Source organism: Campylobacter concisus (assembly GCF_003048905.1).
Lineage (GTDB): Bacteria > Campylobacterota > Campylobacteria > Campylobacterales > Campylobacteraceae > Campylobacter_A > Campylobacter_A concisus_V.
Window position 1 is genome coordinate 526,655 of record NZ_PIRO01000001.1, and the last position, 18,839, is coordinate 545,493.

The following is an 18,839-nucleotide window of genomic DNA, read 5'->3' on the forward strand; positions in this document are numbered from 1 at the left end:
CCTTCAAAATTATAAAATTTAAATTTATTAAAAATAAAATATGATATTATACGCATTTATACTAAAACTCTAGGTTAAATTTAATGAAAAAGAAATTATTTTTATTAGCATTAGCTTTCAGCGGCCTAAGCGCACAAACAATCCAGTCAATAAATTTTAAAGGACTAATTCACCTTTCGCCTGAAGTAGCAAGCCAAATAATGGGCCTAAAAGTCGGTCAGGATTTGACTCCAAAGCTTAGCGATAAGGCGATCACAAATTTATACAAACAAAATTATTTCGACGATATCTACATAGAAGATACAGGCAATGGCAATCTTTTAGTAGCTGTAAAAGAGAAGCCAAGTGTTGCGAGAGTCGATCTAAAAGGCGTCGTAACAAATGATAAAACTGCGATCGAGTCGCTAATCAACATCAAACCAGGCAATATGTATGATGAGCTTACAATAGAAAAAACTAAAGAGAGAATTCGTCAGTATTATGAGTCAAAGGGTTATTTTGATACCGTTGTAGACGTAGAAAAACAACCAGTTGCAGATAACGACAGCTCACTTTTTATAACACTTAACATAAACCGCGGCGAAAATATGATAATCAAAAATGTAAATTTAGTCGGTGCAAAAGAGTTTGATTATGACGACATTGAGCCAGTAGTTGCAAATAAAAGTAGAGAATTTATGGGCTGGCTTTGGGGCAGAAATGATGGTAAAGTTAAACTTTTTGAGCTTGAAAATGACCCAGCAAGGATCCAAGACAAATATTTCCAAAAAGGCTATTTAGACGCGACTATTTCGTCACCTTATTTAAATTCATCGTTTGATAATTACACGGCTGATCTTACTTATTATGTTCATGAAGGTGAGCCTTATAAGGTTTCAAATGTAAGTATTACAGCACCTGAAGAGCTAGAGCTTGATACTAAAAAGATCATAGATGACTTTAGGCTTGAGGCTGGTGATACGATGAACTCAGCAAGACTTCGCCAAGATATGAAAAAGCTCGATGATATGGTTGCTGATAAAGGTTATGCATTTGTAAAAGTCTATCCAAAGACTGATAAATTTGATGAAAATAAAACTGTCGATATTGACTACGAAGTCGATCCTGGTGAAAAAGTATATATAAGAAATGTTCAAATTTCAGGAAACGATAGGACCGTTGACCGCGTTGTAAGACGTGAACTTTATCTAACTGAAGGAAATTTATATAGCAGAACCGACCTTCAAGACTCAAAAGATGCACTAAAAAGAACAAGCTACTTTGATGACGTTGAGATAGAAGAAGATCCGGTTGATAAAAATACAGTTGATCTAAAGGTAAAAGTAAAAGAAGCCTCAACTGGCTCGATAAGCGGTGGTATCGGATACGGCAGCAGCGATGGACTACTACTAAACGCTGCACTTTCTGACACAAATATCTTTGGCTCTGGTCTTCAAGGACAAGTAAGCGTAGATAAAAGTGACAGAGAGCTTTCAGGTCAGATAAGTCTTACAAACCCAAGAATTTTCGACTCAGAGTATAGCCTTGGCGGAACACTTTATGCAAATGACTATGACTGGAGAACATATAAAGAGAGAAGCTATGGCTTTAGCACAACACTAGGTAGAAAACTAACTAGAAATTTAAGTGCATCACTTACTTACAACATTGAGCAAAGCAAAATTACCTTAAAAGATGATGAGTTAAGAGATATCAACACAAAAACCAAAAAAGAAATTTATAGAGAAGGTAAAGCCATAAAAAGCGCCATAACTCCAGCTTTAACATATAATAGCACTGATGATTATTACTTGCCAAGACGTGGCATCATAGCTAGTACATCATTTGAGATAGCTGGGCTTGGTGGCGATATAGACTTTATCAAAAATCGCACAAATTTTAACTATTACCTAGGTCTTAGAGAGTACATCGACTACGATCTTATCTTAAGATACAAAGCAAGCTTTGGCAAAATTTGGGAAAGAGGATATACTCCGATCAACGAAAGACTTTACCTTGGTGGTATAAGAAGCTTACGTGGTTACGAGAGCAGAACCGTATCTCCAAAGGTAAAATATAATGGCGACTACTACGAATACGGCGGCGAAACTTCGTTTAATAATTCAGCTGAAATAAGCTTCCCTATAATAGATCGTGTCAAAATGCGTGGCGTTGTATTTTACGACTATGGCATGATCGGTGAAAATAGTCTAAATGAGATAAAAAGATCATCAGTTGGTACAGGTATCGAGTGGATAACACCTATTGGACCACTTCAACTAATCTTTGCAAAAGCTCTTAAACCTAAAGAGGGTGATGATACAAACACATTTGAATTTACTATTGGAAGACGCTTCTAATAAGATACTTTAAGGGGGCCAACTTGCCCCTTCAAACCTCTACAAATAAACAAACTTTAAGTCATATAAGAAAAAGCAAGGCAAACATTAGATATAATCCCACAATTTTTAATATAAGTGGGTAAAAATATGAATTTCTCAGACATTTTTTCAAAGATAAGAAAAGCTCAACCTCGTCCAGAAGAAGCACCTACGCACTGGGTAAAATGCGATAATTGTCACTCACTGATGTACTACAAAGAAGTTGAAGCTTGTTTTAATGTATGCCCAAAATGCGGTTATCATATGAGACTAAAAGCTACTGATCGCATAAATTTGATCTGTGATGAAGATAGCTTTGTAGAATTTGACGCGAATTTAAAACCGGTAGATCCATTAAATTTTGTTGATAAAAAATCATACAAAAAAAGGATCACAGAAAATAAAGAAAAAACAGGACGCACAAGCTCAGTGATATGCGGCGAAGGTAAATGCGATGGACAAGAGATCCAGCTAGTTGTTTTTGACTTTGGCTTCATGGGTGGTTCGCTAGCTTCAGTTGAGGGTGAAAAGATCGTAAGAGCGATAAAACGAGCGATAGAAAAACGCCAAGCTTTAGTCATAGTGAGTGCTTCAGGTGGAGCTAGAATGCAAGAGAGTACATTTTCTTTGATGCAAATGTCAAAGACATCAGCTGCTTTAAAACTACTTGATGAAGCAAAGCTGCCTTATATCTCAATACTTACTGATCCGACAATGGGTGGCGTTAGTGCCTCTTTTGCTTGGCTTGGAGATCTAATAATCGCTGAACCTGGCGCTTTAATAGGCTTTGCTGGTCAAAGGGTCATCAAACAAACCATTGGTGCTGATTTACCAGAGGGATTTCAAAGAGCTGAGTTTTTATTAGAGCATGGCTTAATCGATGCTATCGTGCCAAGAAGCGAACATAAAAAATATATAAGCGATATGGTTAAATTTCTCACAAATAACAAGACAATGCATCAAAAAGATAAACAAGACGAGAGTGAAAACAACTTTGAACTAAAGCTAAAAACCAAAGGCTAAATTTGGAAATTTCAGTTTTTAGCATTCAAAAATCATCACGTGACAACTTTGAAAACGAAATACAAGAATATATAAAAATGAGTGCAAAATTTGCCAAGATAAACGATAAAGTCTTTTTCAATGAAAAAATAGCAAAAGCTCAAAGCACTGGAAAAAGCGAAGCATTAAGAGCTTATGATGAAATTTATGAGCCAAATTTAAAAGGCTTTTGCGTAATGCTTGATGAAAATGGCTTGCAACTTGACAGCCAAGAATTCGCACAAATTTTAAACTCAAATTCACAAATTAACTTTTTCATAGGTGGAGCTTATGGCCTTAGCCAAAATTTAAAGAATAAAGCGCAAAAAATCATAAGTTTGAGCAAGATGACGATGGCACACAAGGTTGCCAAGCTTGTACTTTTTGAGCAAATTTTTAGAGCACTTTGCATAAATGCAAACCACCCATACCACAAATAAAGGAATATAAATGACACAAACTGAGCTAAATTTTTTTAAAAAATTACTTGAAGAAAGAAAATTACAGATCAAAAAAAATATCTATGATTCATCTGTTGAAGTAAATGGCTTAAGAGATAGCGGCGTAAGCGATGAGTTTGATATAGCCTCAGTAAATACAGACCAGTTAATAGAGCATTCGATCTCGACACAACAAAGAGCGGAGCTATCAGAGATAGATGAAGCACTAGAGAAGATAGCAAATAAAACTTATGGAATTTGTGATATGTGTGAAGAGGAGATCAGTATACCGCGACTAAAAGTAAAACCACATGCAAAATACTGCATAACTTGCCGTGAAATAATTGAAAAAACAGCAAAAAACTAAGGAGAAAACATGAAAACTAGAAAATTTCTCGTCTATTGCATAATCTACATAGTAGTTGTTGCAGGACTCACTTATTCTCTTAATAGTTCTGATTACACATTTGAGCTTTTAGGCCAAACTATAACTTTACCAGTTGCTATTTGGGTCGCTCTTCCAGTAGCTGTTTTAGCACTTCTTGCCCTACTTCATATCGCTTATCATGGATATGCTTTTTATAGATATAAAAAATGGATCAAAAAAGATAGCCAGCTTTATAAAGACTTAGCTAAAGAGACGCTTCTTGGCTTTGAGAGCAATAAAGACTTCAAAACCGACACTTACAAGATCGCCTCACAGCTTACTCGCTCTATCTCACCAGTAGGCGAGCTTAAAGATGTCGGTGTAGATGATGCTGAGATAAACAATATCTTACAAACTATAAAAAGTATAAAAAATAAAGAGATCGTCGATCTAAAGAAATTTAGACTAGCAAAAGATAGCAAGTTAAATATCCTAAATGAGCTAAATAAAATCGAGCAACTACCAACTTACTATCTTGACGTACTTAAAAACCAAGATCAAAACGAGAGTCTTAAAAAAGCTGCATTTGATAAACTCATAAAAGTAGCTTCTTTTAGCGAGATCAAAAGATTAAATTTTGAGCTAGCAAGTGAAGATATAATGCTTATTATTACCCGATTTGTAAATGACGAGATCGATCTAAGCAGTGATGAAATTTTTGATCTTTTAAACAACGCAAAAGTGACAAAAGCTCAATACGATAAAGCCGCTGTAATGCTTAAAAATAAACTAAAACCAGATGCATTTATTGGCATCTTTGAAAAACTAAAAAGCATCCATGCTGACGCTGATGAGGCTTACGTATATGCACTGTTTGAGCTTCAAATGCTTGATAAAGTAAGAGAAGCTATCGAAGGTAGCGATCCAGATGAGTTTAAAGAGATAAAGGTCTTACTGTTTTTACGAGATAACGGCAAAATGGTGCCTAGCTCGTTATTTTTTAAATGATAGACTTTAGCAAAAAGCCACTTTTCTTAGCGCCTCTTGCTGGCTTTTCTGACTTACCATTAAGAAGCGTAGTTAAGAAATTTGGCTGCGATATCACTGTTAGCGAAATGATCAGCGCAAACGCTCTAGTATATGAGAGCAGTGACAAAACGCTTGAAATGATTAAAAAATCCCCAAACGAAGAGCCTTACATCGTTCAAATAGCTGGTAATGACACAGAAAATATAAAAAAAGCTGTGCAAATCATCAATAAATTTGATGGAATTTATGGGCTCGATCTAAACTGCGGCTGCCCCGTACCAAAGGTCATTAGACAAGGAGCGGGTTCTGCATTACTAAACGATCTTGACAAACTTCAAAGCATAATCTCAGCTATAAAAAGCGTCTCAAACAAAGAGAGCCTAAGCGTTAAATTTAGACTTGGCTTTAACGACAAAAATGAAGAAAAGATCGCAAAGGCCTGTGAAGAAGCAGGTGCAAACTATATCGCAGTGCATGGACGTACAAGAGCTGGGGGATACAGCGCAAAGGTTGATTACGAAGCGATCGCTAGAGTAAAGGCGAGCGTAAAAATCCCAGTCGTTGCAAATGGCGATATAAATGCGCAAAATGCAGATGAAATTTTAAACCTTACAAAGTGTGACGCTCTCATGATCGGTAGAGCAAGTATTGGTAATCCTTGGATATTTCACGAGATAAAGACTAAAACTAGCGTGGATAAAGCGCTAAAGCAAAAGATCATACTAGCCCACTTTGATGCGATGATCGAGCATTACGGCGAGCATGGGCTTTGCATATTTAGAAAGCATTTGCATCAGTACAGCAAGGGCATCGACGGTGCAACAACCTTTAGAAACGATATAAATTTCATCAAAGACACGACAGCGATGAGAGAGCGCATAAGGGAGTTTTTTGCCTAGATGCAAGGCTACATCCTGCGCGTGCAAAAGGTCAGAGACGAGGACCTTTTAGTCTTTGTGCTAACGCCAAATTTGCTAGTTAAGTCATATAGATTTTTTGGCGCACGCCACTCAAATATCATGACTGGCTACAAGATCGACTTTGAGCTCGAGCAAGAGGCGAAATTTCTACCAAAGCTTAGAAGTATACTTCATCTTGGCTTTAAGTGGCTGCTAGAGCGTGACAAGCTCATCATTTGGCAGCAGTTCATGCGCCTCCTTTATGATCATCTAAAAGAGGTCGAACAGCTCGACGAAATTTACTTTAACGAGCTTGATCGCTGTGCCAAACAGATGCAGCTGCAAAATCCAAAACGCCTCATCATCGAAAGCTACGTCAAAATTTTAGAGTATGAAGGCAGGCTTCACAGCGAGCTTGAGTGCTTTATCTGCGACGAGGAGATAGAGAGTGAGCTTTGCCTAACTCGTGGTTTTTTGCCCTCTCACAAGCACTGCCTTGATAGGAGCGAATTTGACACTAACAAGATCAAAAATTTGTTTGACACAAAAAGCACGATCGAGCTAAACGACGATGAGATAAACCGCCTTTATAAAATTTTACTTGATGGGCTTTAGGCTATAGCTTGCTATTTTAAATAGCTATTTCTTAATGTTTAAAACACATGACTATTTTTTTAAGCTTAAATTTTCTAAGTTATAAAATTATAACCAAAGGTAAAAATTTTTAAAGAGAAGATTAAAATAGAAATATTTATAGCTTGCTTCTTGGGATTAGTCCCAAAAAGCAAGTAAAATTTTACTCTTCACTACTGCTGTTGAGAGCAAAAAAAGTATCAGTATGGATATTTTCAAATGCTGCTTTTAGCGAAGTAAAAAGTTTTGGATTTTCTTTTTCTAAAGTCGCTAAAAGCTGTTTGGTTTCATATCTAGCATGCGGCATCTTTACGTCAAATCTCATTGCAGGGCATGCTTCATCGCCAATGACTCTTAATTCATTTTTGATAGCATTTTCGCGAAGCTGTCTCTCGCGAACGAAGATAAATGGCCTAATAACCGTAATGCCATTTTTTGCAGTATATTTTGGAGCAAGCGTCCTTAGTGCACCATTATAGGTAAAATTCATAAAAAAGCTCTCCGCTGCATCGTCTAAATGATGAGCAATCGCAAGTTTATTAAAACCATGTTTTAAGGCGTAAGTATAAAGATAACCTCTTCTCATACGAGAAAAGAAACTACAAAAACTGGAATTCTTACGGATTTTCTCTTTTGAAATCTCAAAGATTGAGCTATCTATCACTTCATGCTCTATGCCATGCTCATTGCAATGCTTCGTAAGATAAGCATAGTCCTCACCCATGCCGTAGCTTAGCGTTACTGCTTTAAACTCAAATTTTTCAGGTGTGACATTTTGAATATGCTTTAGTACGTGAGCTAGTGCGAGGCTATCTTTACCACCGCTAAGACCAAGCAAAATCTTATCTCCGCCCTCTATCATCTTGTATCTGGCATTTGTCTGACCAACTTGTCTAAGAAGCCTTTTGCTAAGCTCTATCATAAATTTTCTACCATTTCAAGTATAAATTTTGCACTAACATTTGCTGAATCTTGCAAAAATTTATCAAAGTCAAATTCTGCTGCATCACCAGCTCCATCGCTGATAGCTCTTAGTATAAAAAATGGCACACCAAGTGTTTCGCAAACTAGTGCAACGCTAGCACCTTCCATCTCGGTAGCGCTCGCATTAAATATCTTTTTAATCCAAGCTTTCTTTTCATTATCGCAGATAAACTGATCTCCAGTCGCAATAATACCAGCACTTAAGCTCATATCTTTTTTATCGGCTATCTTTTTTGCCAGTTCGTTTAGTCCTTCATCGCTTTTGACAAATATACTTGTGCCTGGCACATAGCCATAAGGATGTCCAAAAGCCGTAATATCAAGATCATGCTGCACTAAGCTAGTAGCATAAAGCATATCGCCTATTTTTAGGCTCTCATCGAGTGAGCCAGCTACACCAGTGAAGAGCAACTTTGAGGCCTTAAATTTTTCTATCATTAAAGTTGCTGTTATAGCTGCATTTACTTTGCCTATCTTTGAATAGGCAATGACTAGCTCTTTTCCTTTGTAGTTTGCTAAGTAAAATTTATTATTTGCATATTGAACAGTTTTATATTCACCAACCATTTCAAGGATCGGTGTTATCTCCTCTTGCATAGCTCCAAGTATCGCTATCATCTCTCCTCCAAAATTTTCACAACTTCTTCAAGACTTACCATATCAGTAATACTATAAGTTGGCTTTTCAGTAATTTTTTTATTGATGCCCTTTAGCGTCGCAGCGCCAAGCTCAATAAAACAATCAACATCATTTTCATAGTTTTTAATACTTTGTTTATAGCAAACTGGTTTTATTAGCTGCTCTTTTAGTAGGACTAGTGCTTCACTTTTATCGGTATAAATTTTAGCATTTACATTTGAGACAACTGGAGAAAATTTGGCAGCCAAAGTACTCTCAAGCTCACTTGCCAGTCTAACACTAGCTGGCTCAAGTATCGGACAATGGCTTGCTACCGACATATTTAAAAGCATTGCTCTTTTTGCGCCAGCTTCTTTAAATTTTGCTTCATAGCTAGCAAGATCAGCTCTTACACCAGCGACAACGATTTGTCCATCGCAGTTGTAGTTTGCAGCATAAATTTGTAAACCTTCTTCTCTTGCTTTTTTACAAATTTCTTCAACTACTTCATCACTAAGTCCAAGAACTACCATCATGCCGGCATCTTTACCAACACAAGCTTCTTGCATAAATTTACCACGTAAATTCACAAGCCTAATCGCATCAATAAAATTAAATGCTCCGCTAACTGCAAGAGCGGTAAATTCTCCAAGTGAGTGCCCGAGACTAAATTCTGGTTTTTCTTTAATAAAATTTGAAAAAGCCAAATAAGTCATTAACGAGTTTAAAACGATAGCTGGCTGAGTAAATTCTGTTTTATCTAACTTATCGTTTTGTGTAAATAAAAGCTCTTTGTAATCAATGCCAGTGTCATTACAAGCATCATTTAAAAGTAGTTTAGCAGTAGAAAAATTTTCGTAAAAGTCTTTTCCCATACCAATACTTTGCGAGCCTTGGCCCGCAAAAACAAAAGCAAATTTTTTCATTTTAGCTTCTTAATGATGATGTCCGTGTCCACCGCAACCGCAACCACCATCCTCGTGTCCGTGTCCATGTCCCCCGCAGCACTCATGTTCATGCTCATGATCGTGACCACCACAACCGCAAGTATGAGCCCCAGCCACCATGCCTGTTGCTTTTTCATCTTCTGTTGCATCTCTAACTTCTAAAACTTCAACATTAAATAGTAAATCTTTACCAGCATATGGGTGATTAAAATCAACTGTTACTTCGTCATCTTTGATCTCTTTAACAATAACACGAACGCTTGAGCCATCTTCATTTTGACCAAAAAGCTCCATTCCTTCATGTAAATCTATACCAGCAAACTGCTCTTTTGGTAACGACTGAATGGCTTCATTATTATATTCACCACAACCCTCTGCTGCCTTTACGCTTATAGTTGCTCTTTCGCCTGATTTTAATTTGCTTACTTCTTCTTCAAGCTTTTCTATAATATGGCCATGCCCTGTTATAAATGAAATTTGGCCACCTTCTTGCATGTTTGACTCTAAAATTTCACCAGTGTTAGCATCTTTTAGTTCGTAAAACATAGTTATAACTTGATCTTTACTCACAATAATCTCCTTAGATTTGGTTTTTTGATTAATGTGGGATTATATCTAAAAAAGATTAAAATTTAGTTTCTATTGGGAGAGGCTTTGGCTTCTTTACTATCTGGATAACCGACTTTTAAAGCCTTATAAAATCTATTTGCACTTTGCGTATCACCTATCTTATCAAAGCTTATAGCTGTGTGATATAGAAGTTTTGGTGTATAGTCAGCCTTATCTTCGTTCTGTATGCTTTTTTTGTAGTATTGTATAGCTGTGCTGTATGATTTTTGACTGTAAGCAACTTCACCTAAATAATAATTTGTTGCACCAGTTTTATAGCCTTTTTTATTCAAATATTCAAAATATTCAGCTGCTTCTGTGCTATTGCCAGAATTTAGAAGTTTAATGCCATCAGCCAAAATATCTTTATCGCTTTTTCCACTAAAATTTGAAGTTGGCTTACTTTGTTGTTTTGGATTTGCATTTTGCTTTGGTTGGGCAGCATTTTTATCCATTATTGCACCTAATTTATTTAAGGCAGCAGTAATATTTTTGTAGTTTTTGTCTTGTATGTCTCTAGTTTCATCAACATAAGCCTTTAGTGATGTCAAACTTACACCAGAATCACTTATGCCACCATTTACCTTCGTCTCTATATCATTTATTCTTTGCTCAAGCTTATTCATTCTAGCACTCATGCTCTCAATCAAGCTTTGCAAACCTTGAAGTTGTTCTAAAACATTATTCATATTCTCTTCAATATTTTGAACACTTCGCTTATTATTTAAGGTAACTTTTTCATTATCAGTTAGACCATATGGATTCGCACTATCCATATTGCCTGCATCAAAAGCTGAAATCTCTTGACCGGAGGTAATAGAGATAGTGGCTCCAATGAGAGCCACTATAATTAATTTTTTGTTCATTATTATTTAATTATAAATTATGGAAGTACTTTGAAATCTGCACGTCTATTTTGAGCATCGCAAGCTTTTGTTTTATCTGTGCAAACTGGATTGCTTTCACCAAAGCTAACTACAGCGATTCTATCAGCACTAACGCCATTTCTTATAAGAGCATCTTTAGCGCTTTTAGCACGTTTTAAACCAAGAGCATAGTTATACTCATCTGTACCCCACTCATCGCAGTTACCTTCTACTTTTATAGAAAGAGCTTGAGCGTCAGCTTGGTTGAATACTGATGCATTTGAGCTAACAACGCCTTGTTGATCAGCTTTGATATTAAATTTATCAAAGTCAAAATATACACTTTTAACTTGACTCTCGATGTTAGCAATAAGAGCTGCTAATCTATCAGCATCGCTCATGCTACCTGAATTATCTGCAGATTGATTTGAATTTGAATTCATATCAACTTCAGGGTTTTTTGAGCTACAACCGCTCAACAATAAAGTTGCAACTGCAACACTTGCTAGAACTACTTTTTTCATTCCTTATCCTTTTTTAGAAATTTGGTCGAATTATATCACAAAAATTTTAAATTTTATCAGAATATTACCAATCTATAGATTGAATTTTTCCTACTTTTAAAGGAAACTGAAAACTTCTGTTTTCATTTAGCCTAACAACACCTAGTGAACTTTGACCGCCAAGCTCTTTTATAAAGACGACACTTTGCCCATCGCTTGAGAATCTTGGATAGTTATTTTTACCATTTGCTGTAAGCTGGCGTATAAAATCCGTTTGAGTTGAAATTAGATATATATTAAAACTACCGCTTGCTTCCCTGCTTGAATAAACAACATAATTTTCAAATGTGCTTACAGAATTGTTATTTTTACCATGAAATACCATTTGTTCAACGCTTCCGCCAGAAATCGCAGGAGTTGCAAAAACGTTAGGATAACCAAGCCTATCTGATACAAAAACTATCTTACTATCATTATCTACAAAATTTCCATTTACATCTATACCTGGATAATTAGTAATCTGCGTCAAATTTTTACTATTCGTATTATAGATAAAGATATCTGGTTGATCTTTTGGTGCCATAGTTAATAGAATTTTACTTCCATCTTTACTAACATCTGAGGCTATAAGCATGCCAATGCTATCGATTATCTTTGTTTTTGTACCAGAATTTAGATCATATCTAAATAAAGTTGGTTTATTATTTATATAAGATGTATAGTAAAATTTACTTTGATCAGCTCCAGCCCATTTAGGAAAAATATTTAGCCCGCCACTTACTATAGTCTTTTGATATGTAAGTGTATAATCAGCAACTATGATAGAGCTTTGGCGAGCTGAAGTATATTTTGAAAGAATAATAAATTTTTCCATCCAGCCAACTGGTGGTAAATTTAGTTCATTAGTAAGCTCAACTATACTTTTATGCGCTAAAAACGGATACTTTGCACCATCAGGCATATTATAGACTCTCTCATACCTTGTAGTTGCTGTTTTAGCATTTATCAGTTTTACCCTTAAAGTAAGAGGCGAGCCTATAGAGCCTTCAAGAGCATATCTAAAGATAAGCTCGACGCCTTTATCACTCATTGTATTAGTAGTCGCATCTCCTTCATAGGTAGAAGGCACATGATCTTCGATTACTTCAAAATCGGAACTAACCTTTAGATCTCCTAGCATGATTTTAAAGAATTTATCTTTAAAACCTATATCACTAACAGCAGTTGTTGCATCTTGCAAAGCTATCTTTGGCAAGGCAATACCTTGATTTACAACAGATATGGTTGCATCAGCAGCATAAAGCCCTAGAGCAACACATAAAAAAAGAAAAATTTTTTTCATCTCTACTCCATAATTTTATAAATTTTAGTTTATTTTATCTTCTAAATTTAAATTAAAAGTAGTGCTTTTGTCTGGATTGAATGGAAATTTCTCCATTGTAAGTTTTTCTAAGCACTCTCTTACTTTTGCGTTAAATTCTTCATTATATGATAGCTCTAAAATTTCATAGCTAAAATTTCCGCTCTGATCTATCATAACTTTAACTTTAGCCAAATTTGCAGAGTCGGCCTTATAGCTTTGCCATCTTCTTTGAATTTGCTTTGTTATGGCTCCCATCAACGGATCATAAGTGCCGGTCATTTGTGACTTTGGAGCTGTTGGATTTTGATCTATCTTTAGGCTCTTGATGATGTCGCTAGCCTCTTTTGCAGCTTTTGAGCTAGAAGCCTCGCTTTTTTTGCGACTTTGCACTTTATTTTCAGCCTTTTTTATACCATCATCTTTTTTAAGTTTTGTAGGGTCTATGTCACTAAAGAGATCTTTTATATTTGGCTCTTTTGGTTTTGGCTTTTCAACTGGCTTTGGTGTAGGCTTAGGCTCAGGCTTTGGTTCTGGCTTAACATCTTCTTTAGGCTCTTCACTTGGTTTTAAAATTTCTGGTTTTGGTTCTGGTTTTTTAGGCTCAGGTTTTGGTTCCTCTTTTGGAGGAGTTGGTAAGCTTGGGGTAGGCAATGGTTCATCTGGTACAACAGGCTTATTTGTGGTCTCTTGTTTATCTTCTTCAGATTCCTTTTTAGGTTCAGGCTTTGTCTCTTTAACTACTTCATCTGCTTGTTTTGGAGCTTTAATGGTTTGATCAACCTCTCTATCAACCATAACCACATCCATAATAGCATCTTTATCATCAGTATATTTTTTAGGAGGTTCTGCAAAAAAAGTAAGCTTTATAAACAAAACAAGTATAATAATAACGTAAATACAAGATGCTACAAGAAACGAACTAAGCGTTGGAAATTTAACTTTATTTGACATTTTAACCGTTTGTCTCTAAAGCTACTTTATTAAAACCAGCACCTTTCAAAGTCTTTAATACAAACATAACATCATCGTATTTTAAATTTTTGTCAGCTTTTATATAGATAGGCGAGGTTTTATCGTATTTTGTACTCATTAATGCGATATTATCAGGAAACTCAGCAAGGCTCATAGTACTCTGATCAACTCTAACTTGTCCTTGTGAATTTATAGATACTATAAGGTCTTTTTGCTTAGATGTTGAAGTTTTCGCCTTTGAACCATCCGGAAGAGTAATATCCTCTTGATATGTTATGGTTGGCATAGTAACCATTAAAATGGCTAGTAAAACAAGCATAATATCAACAAGAGGAGTTATATTTAGCTCTGGTGTCTCATCGGTAAATTTAACGGCCATTTATAGTATCTCATCATCTTTTTTAAGTGCTATCATAACATCAGCCTGACGCTCGATAACACTCATTAATTCATAAGCTTTTCTTTTTATGAGTAAGTTAAATGTATATGCTGGGATGGCAACAAAAATTCCGCAACCAGTTGCAACAAGTGCCTCTGAAATAGCTGGAGCGATAATACCAAGTGATGAACCTCCACCATTTCCAAGCTGTGAAAATGTCTCTAAAATAGAAACAACGGTTCCAAAAAGACCGATAAAAGGCGAAGTAGATGCTATTACACTTAGCCAAGTTAATCCACTTGTAGCATTTTTCTCGGCTATGCTTATACATACATTTAGCTTTTCTCTTGAGATTCTTCCATTTGCACATTTTCTCAAAGACGAATCATTTGGAATATTTTTAGCACCCATAAGCAGTGCTTCAAGTGCATTTTGCTCACGTTTTTGCCAAGCTCCAATACCAGCCATTCTTGAAAAAAGAATTGTGAAACTAACTATAAAATATATTGACAGCCAAGTTAAAACAATAATTGTAATAAAACTACTTCTTTGAATGTAATTTAAAAATAAATCTATACCGCCCACTTATCTAGTTCTCACTACATTTTCCATTTTAGATATAGTTGCTGCAAAAGCATTTGTATCACTACTCATGCTCTCTATCAAATTTCTAGCAGCTTCCAATGAATTTGCAAGCTCGCTTTCGCTATCACCAGAGACGTAAACCGCACCGTCAGCAAGTATTACTACCTTACCTTCGTCAATCTTTGCATATCCCCAGTTAATCGCAACAACATCATGTTTTTTATTTTTATGTTCTATATCTATAATACCTGCTTTTAAAAGAGATATTAATGCGGCGTGGTTTGGTAAAACACCAAACTCACCCTCGCTACCTGGAAGCACTACACTACTCACGTCATCATTAAATATCTGACCTTGAGGAGTTACGATCTCTAAATGTAATTTATCCATTACGCTTCCTTTTTAAATTTAAGCCTTAAGTTTCTCAGCTTTAGCTAAAGCCTCATCTATATTTCCAACCATATAAAATGCTGCTTCTGGTAAATGATCATATTTACCCTCTAAAATTCCCTTAAAGCCAGCGATATTTTCGTCAAGACTTACATATTTGCCAGGGCTACCTGTAAATACTTCAGCAACGAAGAATGGCTGAGATAAAAATCTCTCTATCTTTCTCGCTCTATCAACTGTTAGCTTATCTTCTTCGCTAAGCTCGTCCATACCAAGGATCGCAATAATATCTTGAAGATCTTTATATTTTTGAAGTACAGCTTGAACGCCACGAGCTACCTTATAGTGATCTGCTCCTAAAATTTGAGGATCGAGCATTCTTGATGTTGAATCAAGCGGATCAACAGCTGGATAGATACCTTTTTCTGCGATCGATCTATTAAGAACTGTCGTAGCATCAAGGTGAGCAAAAACGGTTGCAGGAGCTGGGTCAGTAAGGTCGTCTGCAGGAACGTAAACGGCTTGAACAGATGTGATCGAGCCTTTTTTAGTTGATGTAATTCTCTCTTGGAATTTACCCATCTCACTTGCAAGAGTTGGCTGATAACCAACAGCTGATGGGATACGTCCTAGCAGAGCTGACATCTCTGCACCTGATTGAGAGAAACGGAAAATGTTATCAATAAACATTAAAACGTCAAGTCCCATCTCGTCGCGGAAGTACTCAGCCATTGTAAGACCAGTTAGCGCGATACGGTTTCTTGCTCCTGGTGGCTCATTCATTTGGCCATAGCATAAGGCAACTTTATCCAAAACATTACTTTCTTTCATTTCGTGATAAAGGTCATTTCCTTCACGAGTTCTCTCACCAACGCCTGCAAATACAGAATAGCCGCTGTGTTTAAAGGCAACGTTGTGGATAAGCTCCATAATAATAACCGTTTTACCAACACCAGCACCACCAAATAGACCTACCTTACCACCCTTTGCGTAAGGAGCTAGAAGGTCAACTACCTTGATACCAGTTTCAAAAATTTCACTTTTTGTGCTTTGCTCTTCAAATGGAGGAGGATCGCGGTGGATAGACCAATGCTTATCAAAATTTATACCCTCGCCCTCGTCGATCAAATCGCCAACTACGTTAAAAATTCTACCCAAAACTTTTTCGCCAACTGGAACACTTATAGGTGCACCAAGTGCTTTAGCCTCAAGGCCACGAGTCAAGCCCTCACTCATATCCATAGCAATAGTTCTAACTCTATTATCGCCTAGGTGAGCAGCAACCTCTAATATTAGTTTATGTTTCTTGCCCTCAACCTCAAATAAAACTTCAATAGCTTCATTGATCTTTGGCAAGTAGTCATTAAAGTCAACATCGACCACAGGGCCCATAACTTGACTAATAACACCCTTCATTCATACTCCTTTTATTTCATTGATTCAACACCACTGATGATCTCGATAAGCTCAGTGGTAATAGACTCTTGTCTTGCTTTATTGTAAGCAAGATTTAACTGTTTTACGCGCTCTTTAGCATTGTTTGTTGCATTATCCATAGCTTGCATTCTGGCACTATGCTCAGCAGCCAAAGAATCAACCAAAGAATAATACATGCTATACTCAAAATACTTATTAAGCAACTCATCCATAATCTTAGTATAGTTGTCTTCTGGTTCAAATTCCATCAAAGAATTTGTCTCAACCGCAACTATCTTAGACGGCTCAATAGGCACAATATCATTTACTCTAATCTCTTGGGAAATCATATTTTTATAGCCATTGTGTATTAATACAACCTTGTCAGTTGTGCCATTTATAAAGTCATCAATAGCATCTTTTATGATCTTTTGAGCTTTTTCATATGTAGGTGATGAGCTAGCTCCGACATAAGTCTCAAGTAGTTCAACGCCTTGGAAATTGAAAAATTCTATGCCCTTTTTGCCAACAGCTCTTAGTCTAACTTTAATCTTTTTGGCTTTTAGCTCATCGATCATACGCCTAACCGTCTTTATGGTCTGAACATTAAAACCACCGCAAAGTCCTTTATCAGCCGTCACAAATATAATATCAACCTTCTCTACACTTTTTGCTGTGTTAAAAAATTTACTCTCAGTCATGACTGATGCATATTGATTGATCTTATAAGCTATCTCTGATAAAACCTCATTGATCTTAAGTGCGTAAACTCTAGAATAGCGTGCAGCCTCTTCGGCTTTTCGAAGCTTTGCTGTTGAGACAAGCTTCATCGCACGTGTCGTCTTTTGAGTGTTCTGGACGCTCTTAATCTTTCGTTTTATATCTTTTAAATTTGACATATCTTAGCCCTAGTTCGCGGCAAAAGTCGCTTTAAAATCTTTCAACGCTTTATGTAAATTTTCTTCTATTTCTTTATCAAGAACTTTTTTTGTTCTGATTTGTTCAAAAATTTCAGGGTATTTTGCCTCGATATATGGATATAGCTCAGCTTCAAATTTTGTTACACTTGTAGTTGCAACATCATCCAAGTAACCCTTAGCACCAGCAAATATTATAACTACTTGATTCTCAACTGGAAGCGGAGAATATGGAGGTTGTTTTAGTACTTCAACCATCTTTTGACCGCGCTCTAGTTGCTTTCTTGAGCTCTCGTCAAGGTCGCTTGCAAACTGAGCAAACGCTTGTAGTTCGCGGTACTGAGCAAGGTCTAGTCTTAGTGTACCAGAAACTTGTTTGATAGCTTTGATCTGAGCTGCACCACCAACACGAGATACAGAAAGACCAACGTTGATCGCTGGGCGGATACCTGAGTTAAATAGGTCGCTTTCAAGGAAAATTTGACCATCTGTAATAGAAATAACGTTTGTTGGAATATAAGCTGAAACATCGCCCGCTTGAGTCTCGATAATAGGTAGAGCTGTTAAAGATCCAGCACCTAGCGCGTCATTTAGCTTACTTGCTCTTTCTAGAAGTCTTGAGTGAAGGTAGAAAACGTCACCTGGGTAAGCTTCACGACCTGGTGGTCTTCTTAAGATCAAAGACATCTCACGGTAAGCAACCGCGTGTTTTGACAAGTCATCATAGATGATTAGCGCGTGGCGAGAGTTATCTCTAAAGTATTCACCCATTGTTACGCCAGCGTATGGTGCAAGGTATTGAAGCGCAGCTGCGTCACTAGCACCAGCATTTACAACTATCGTGTAGTCCATAGCGCCATATTCTTCAAGTTTTTTAACGACTTGAGCAACGGTTGATTGTTTTTGACCGATAGCTACATAGATACAAATAACATCTTGACCTTTTTGGTTGATGATAGTATCGATAGCAACTGTTGTTTTTCCAGTTTGGCGGTCGCCGATGATTAGTTCTCTTTGTCCTCTACCGATTGGTACAAGTGCATCGATCGCTTTGATACCTGTTTGAAGTGGCTCATGAACACTCTTTCTAGCCATGATACCTTTTGCTTTTTCTTCAACAAAGCGAGATTCGGTAGCTTCAATCGGGCCTTTTGCGTCGATTGGCTCACCTAGCGAATTTACAACACGACCAATCAATGCGTCACCAACTGGAACGCGTAAAAGTTTTTTAAGTCTTTTTACAGAGCTTCCTTCTGTGATACCGCTGGTTTTTCCAAGAATAACTATACCAACACTACTCTCTTCAAGGTTAAGAGCCATACCTTTTTCGCCACTTTCAAATTCAACCATCTCGCCAGCCATAACATTTTTCAAACCATAAACGTTTGCAACGCCATCAGCGACTGAGATGACTTTACCGGTCTCTTCTACATCAACACTTAAATCAAAATTTTCAATACGCTCTTTGATTATCGTGCTAATTTCGTCAGCTTTAATTTTTGCACTCACGCTTTCACTCCT

General features: G+C 36.7%; 21 protein-coding genes. 7 read left to right on the plus strand and 14 right to left on the minus strand.

All coding sequences use genetic code 11. The features are described from left to right. The first annotated feature begins 83 nt into the window (after nucleotides 1-83). The 7 genes from bamA to recO all read left to right on the plus strand — a co-directional run bounded on the left by bamA (nucleotide 84) and on the right by recO (nucleotide 6,751). Entirely contained in the window at nucleotides 84-2,339 is a 2,256-nt protein-coding gene (gene bamA / locus CVS95_RS02660; RefSeq protein ID WP_084108780.1) for an outer membrane protein assembly factor BamA, read from the plus strand. A gap of 129 nt (nucleotides 2,340-2,468) precedes the next feature. Beyond that, nucleotides 2,469-3,383 (plus strand): acetyl-CoA carboxylase, carboxyltransferase subunit beta, encoded by a 915-nt coding sequence (accD, locus tag CVS95_RS02665; RefSeq protein WP_107695928.1) that lies wholly within the window; start codon nucleotides 2,469-2,471, stop codon nucleotides 3,381-3,383. Between the two features lie 2 nt (nucleotides 3,384-3,385). Then, on the plus strand, nucleotides 3,386-3,841 hold the full coding sequence (locus CVS95_RS02670) for a 23S rRNA (pseudouridine(1915)-N(3))-methyltransferase RlmH (protein ID WP_021090906.1): 456 nt from the start codon (nucleotides 3,386-3,388) through the stop codon (nucleotides 3,839-3,841). A gap of 10 nt (nucleotides 3,842-3,851) precedes the next feature. Continuing rightward, complete coding sequence (dksA, locus tag CVS95_RS02675) at nucleotides 3,852-4,208, plus strand: RNA polymerase-binding protein DksA (RefSeq protein ID WP_035167251.1); 357 nt, start codon at nucleotides 3,852-3,854, stop codon at nucleotides 4,206-4,208. 9 nt (nucleotides 4,209-4,217) lie between these two features. Next, a complete protein-coding gene (locus CVS95_RS02680) occupies nucleotides 4,218-5,216 on the plus strand; it encodes a uroporphyrinogen III synthase HEM4 (protein WP_107695473.1) in 999 nt (332 codons plus the stop codon). Next, nucleotides 5,213-6,136 carry a tRNA dihydrouridine synthase gene (locus CVS95_RS02685; protein WP_107695474.1) on the plus strand — a complete coding sequence of 308 codons (924 nt, stop codon included), beginning with the start codon at nucleotides 5,213-5,215 and terminating at the stop codon, nucleotides 6,134-6,136. Before CVS95_RS02680 ends, CVS95_RS02685 begins: the two co-directional genes overlap by 4 nt. Next, a complete protein-coding gene (gene recO / locus CVS95_RS02690; protein ID WP_107695475.1) occupies nucleotides 6,137-6,751 on the plus strand; it encodes a recombination protein RecO in 615 nt (204 codons plus the stop codon). Between the two features lie 181 nt (nucleotides 6,752-6,932). Here recO and CVS95_RS02695 read toward each other — a convergent pair whose 3' ends face one another. From CVS95_RS02695 to atpA, 14 genes are all read right to left on the minus strand, one after another. Beyond that, entirely contained in the window at nucleotides 6,933-7,691 is a 759-nt protein-coding gene (locus CVS95_RS02695; RefSeq protein WP_021090654.1) for a tRNA 2-thiocytidine biosynthesis TtcA family protein, read from the minus strand. After that, nucleotides 7,688-8,371: a 5'-methylthioadenosine/adenosylhomocysteine nucleosidase gene (locus CVS95_RS02700; protein WP_103559657.1), complete on the minus strand. Its 684-nt coding sequence runs from the start codon at nucleotides 8,369-8,371 to the stop codon at nucleotides 7,688-7,690. The genes CVS95_RS02695 and CVS95_RS02700 overlap by 4 nt, the downstream gene beginning before the upstream one ends. Next, nucleotides 8,368-9,297: an ACP S-malonyltransferase gene (gene fabD / locus CVS95_RS02705; protein ID WP_107695476.1), complete on the minus strand. Its 930-nt coding sequence runs from the start codon at nucleotides 9,295-9,297 to the stop codon at nucleotides 8,368-8,370. Before fabD ends, CVS95_RS02700 begins: the two co-directional genes overlap by 4 nt. A gap of 9 nt (nucleotides 9,298-9,306) precedes the next feature. Then, nucleotides 9,307-9,894, minus strand: coding sequence for an FKBP-type peptidyl-prolyl cis-trans isomerase (locus CVS95_RS02710; protein ID WP_234400029.1), 588 nt, complete (start codon nucleotides 9,892-9,894; stop codon nucleotides 9,307-9,309). A 56-nt stretch (nucleotides 9,895-9,950) separates the two neighbouring features. Then, nucleotides 9,951-10,793 carry a tetratricopeptide repeat protein gene (locus CVS95_RS02715; RefSeq protein ID WP_072593816.1) on the minus strand — a complete coding sequence of 281 codons (843 nt, stop codon included), beginning with the start codon at nucleotides 10,791-10,793 and terminating at the stop codon, nucleotides 9,951-9,953. A gap of 17 nt (nucleotides 10,794-10,810) precedes the next feature. Beyond that, nucleotides 10,811-11,317, minus strand: a complete 507-nt coding sequence (locus CVS95_RS02720) for an OmpA family protein (protein ID WP_107695478.1) — start codon at nucleotides 11,315-11,317, stop codon at nucleotides 10,811-10,813. Nucleotides 11,318-11,381: 64 nt separating this feature from the next. Next, nucleotides 11,382-12,638, minus strand: a complete 1,257-nt coding sequence (tolB, locus tag CVS95_RS02725) for a Tol-Pal system protein TolB (RefSeq protein ID WP_107695479.1) — start codon at nucleotides 12,636-12,638, stop codon at nucleotides 11,382-11,384. Between the two features lie 24 nt (nucleotides 12,639-12,662). After that, entirely contained in the window at nucleotides 12,663-13,610 is a 948-nt protein-coding gene (locus CVS95_RS02730; protein ID WP_107695480.1) for a TonB C-terminal domain-containing protein, read from the minus strand. 1 nt (nucleotide 13,611) lies between these two features. Continuing rightward, a complete protein-coding gene (locus CVS95_RS02735; protein WP_021090535.1) occupies nucleotides 13,612-14,010 on the minus strand; it encodes a biopolymer transporter ExbD in 399 nt (132 codons plus the stop codon). After that, nucleotides 14,011-14,595 (minus strand): MotA/TolQ/ExbB proton channel family protein, encoded by a 585-nt coding sequence (locus tag CVS95_RS02740; protein WP_051288435.1) that lies wholly within the window; start codon nucleotides 14,593-14,595, stop codon nucleotides 14,011-14,013. It lies immediately after the preceding gene. After that, the gene (gene atpC / locus CVS95_RS02745) at nucleotides 14,596-14,985 is read right to left on the minus strand and encodes an ATP synthase F1 subunit epsilon (RefSeq protein ID WP_107695481.1); all 390 of its coding nucleotides are present in this window, start codon (nucleotides 14,983-14,985) and stop codon (nucleotides 14,596-14,598) included. 18 nt (nucleotides 14,986-15,003) lie between these two features. Beyond that, nucleotides 15,004-16,401 (minus strand): F0F1 ATP synthase subunit beta, encoded by a 1,398-nt coding sequence (gene atpD, locus CVS95_RS02750; RefSeq protein WP_103580399.1) that lies wholly within the window; start codon nucleotides 16,399-16,401, stop codon nucleotides 15,004-15,006. Between the two features lie 11 nt (nucleotides 16,402-16,412). Further along, entirely contained in the window at nucleotides 16,413-17,300 is an 888-nt protein-coding gene (gene atpG, locus CVS95_RS02755; RefSeq protein ID WP_107695482.1) for an ATP synthase F1 subunit gamma, read from the minus strand. Between the two features lie 9 nt (nucleotides 17,301-17,309). Beyond that, a complete protein-coding gene (atpA, locus tag CVS95_RS02760; RefSeq protein ID WP_107695483.1) occupies nucleotides 17,310-18,827 on the minus strand; it encodes a F0F1 ATP synthase subunit alpha in 1,518 nt (505 codons plus the stop codon). Nucleotides 18,828-18,839: the final 12 nt, after the last annotated feature.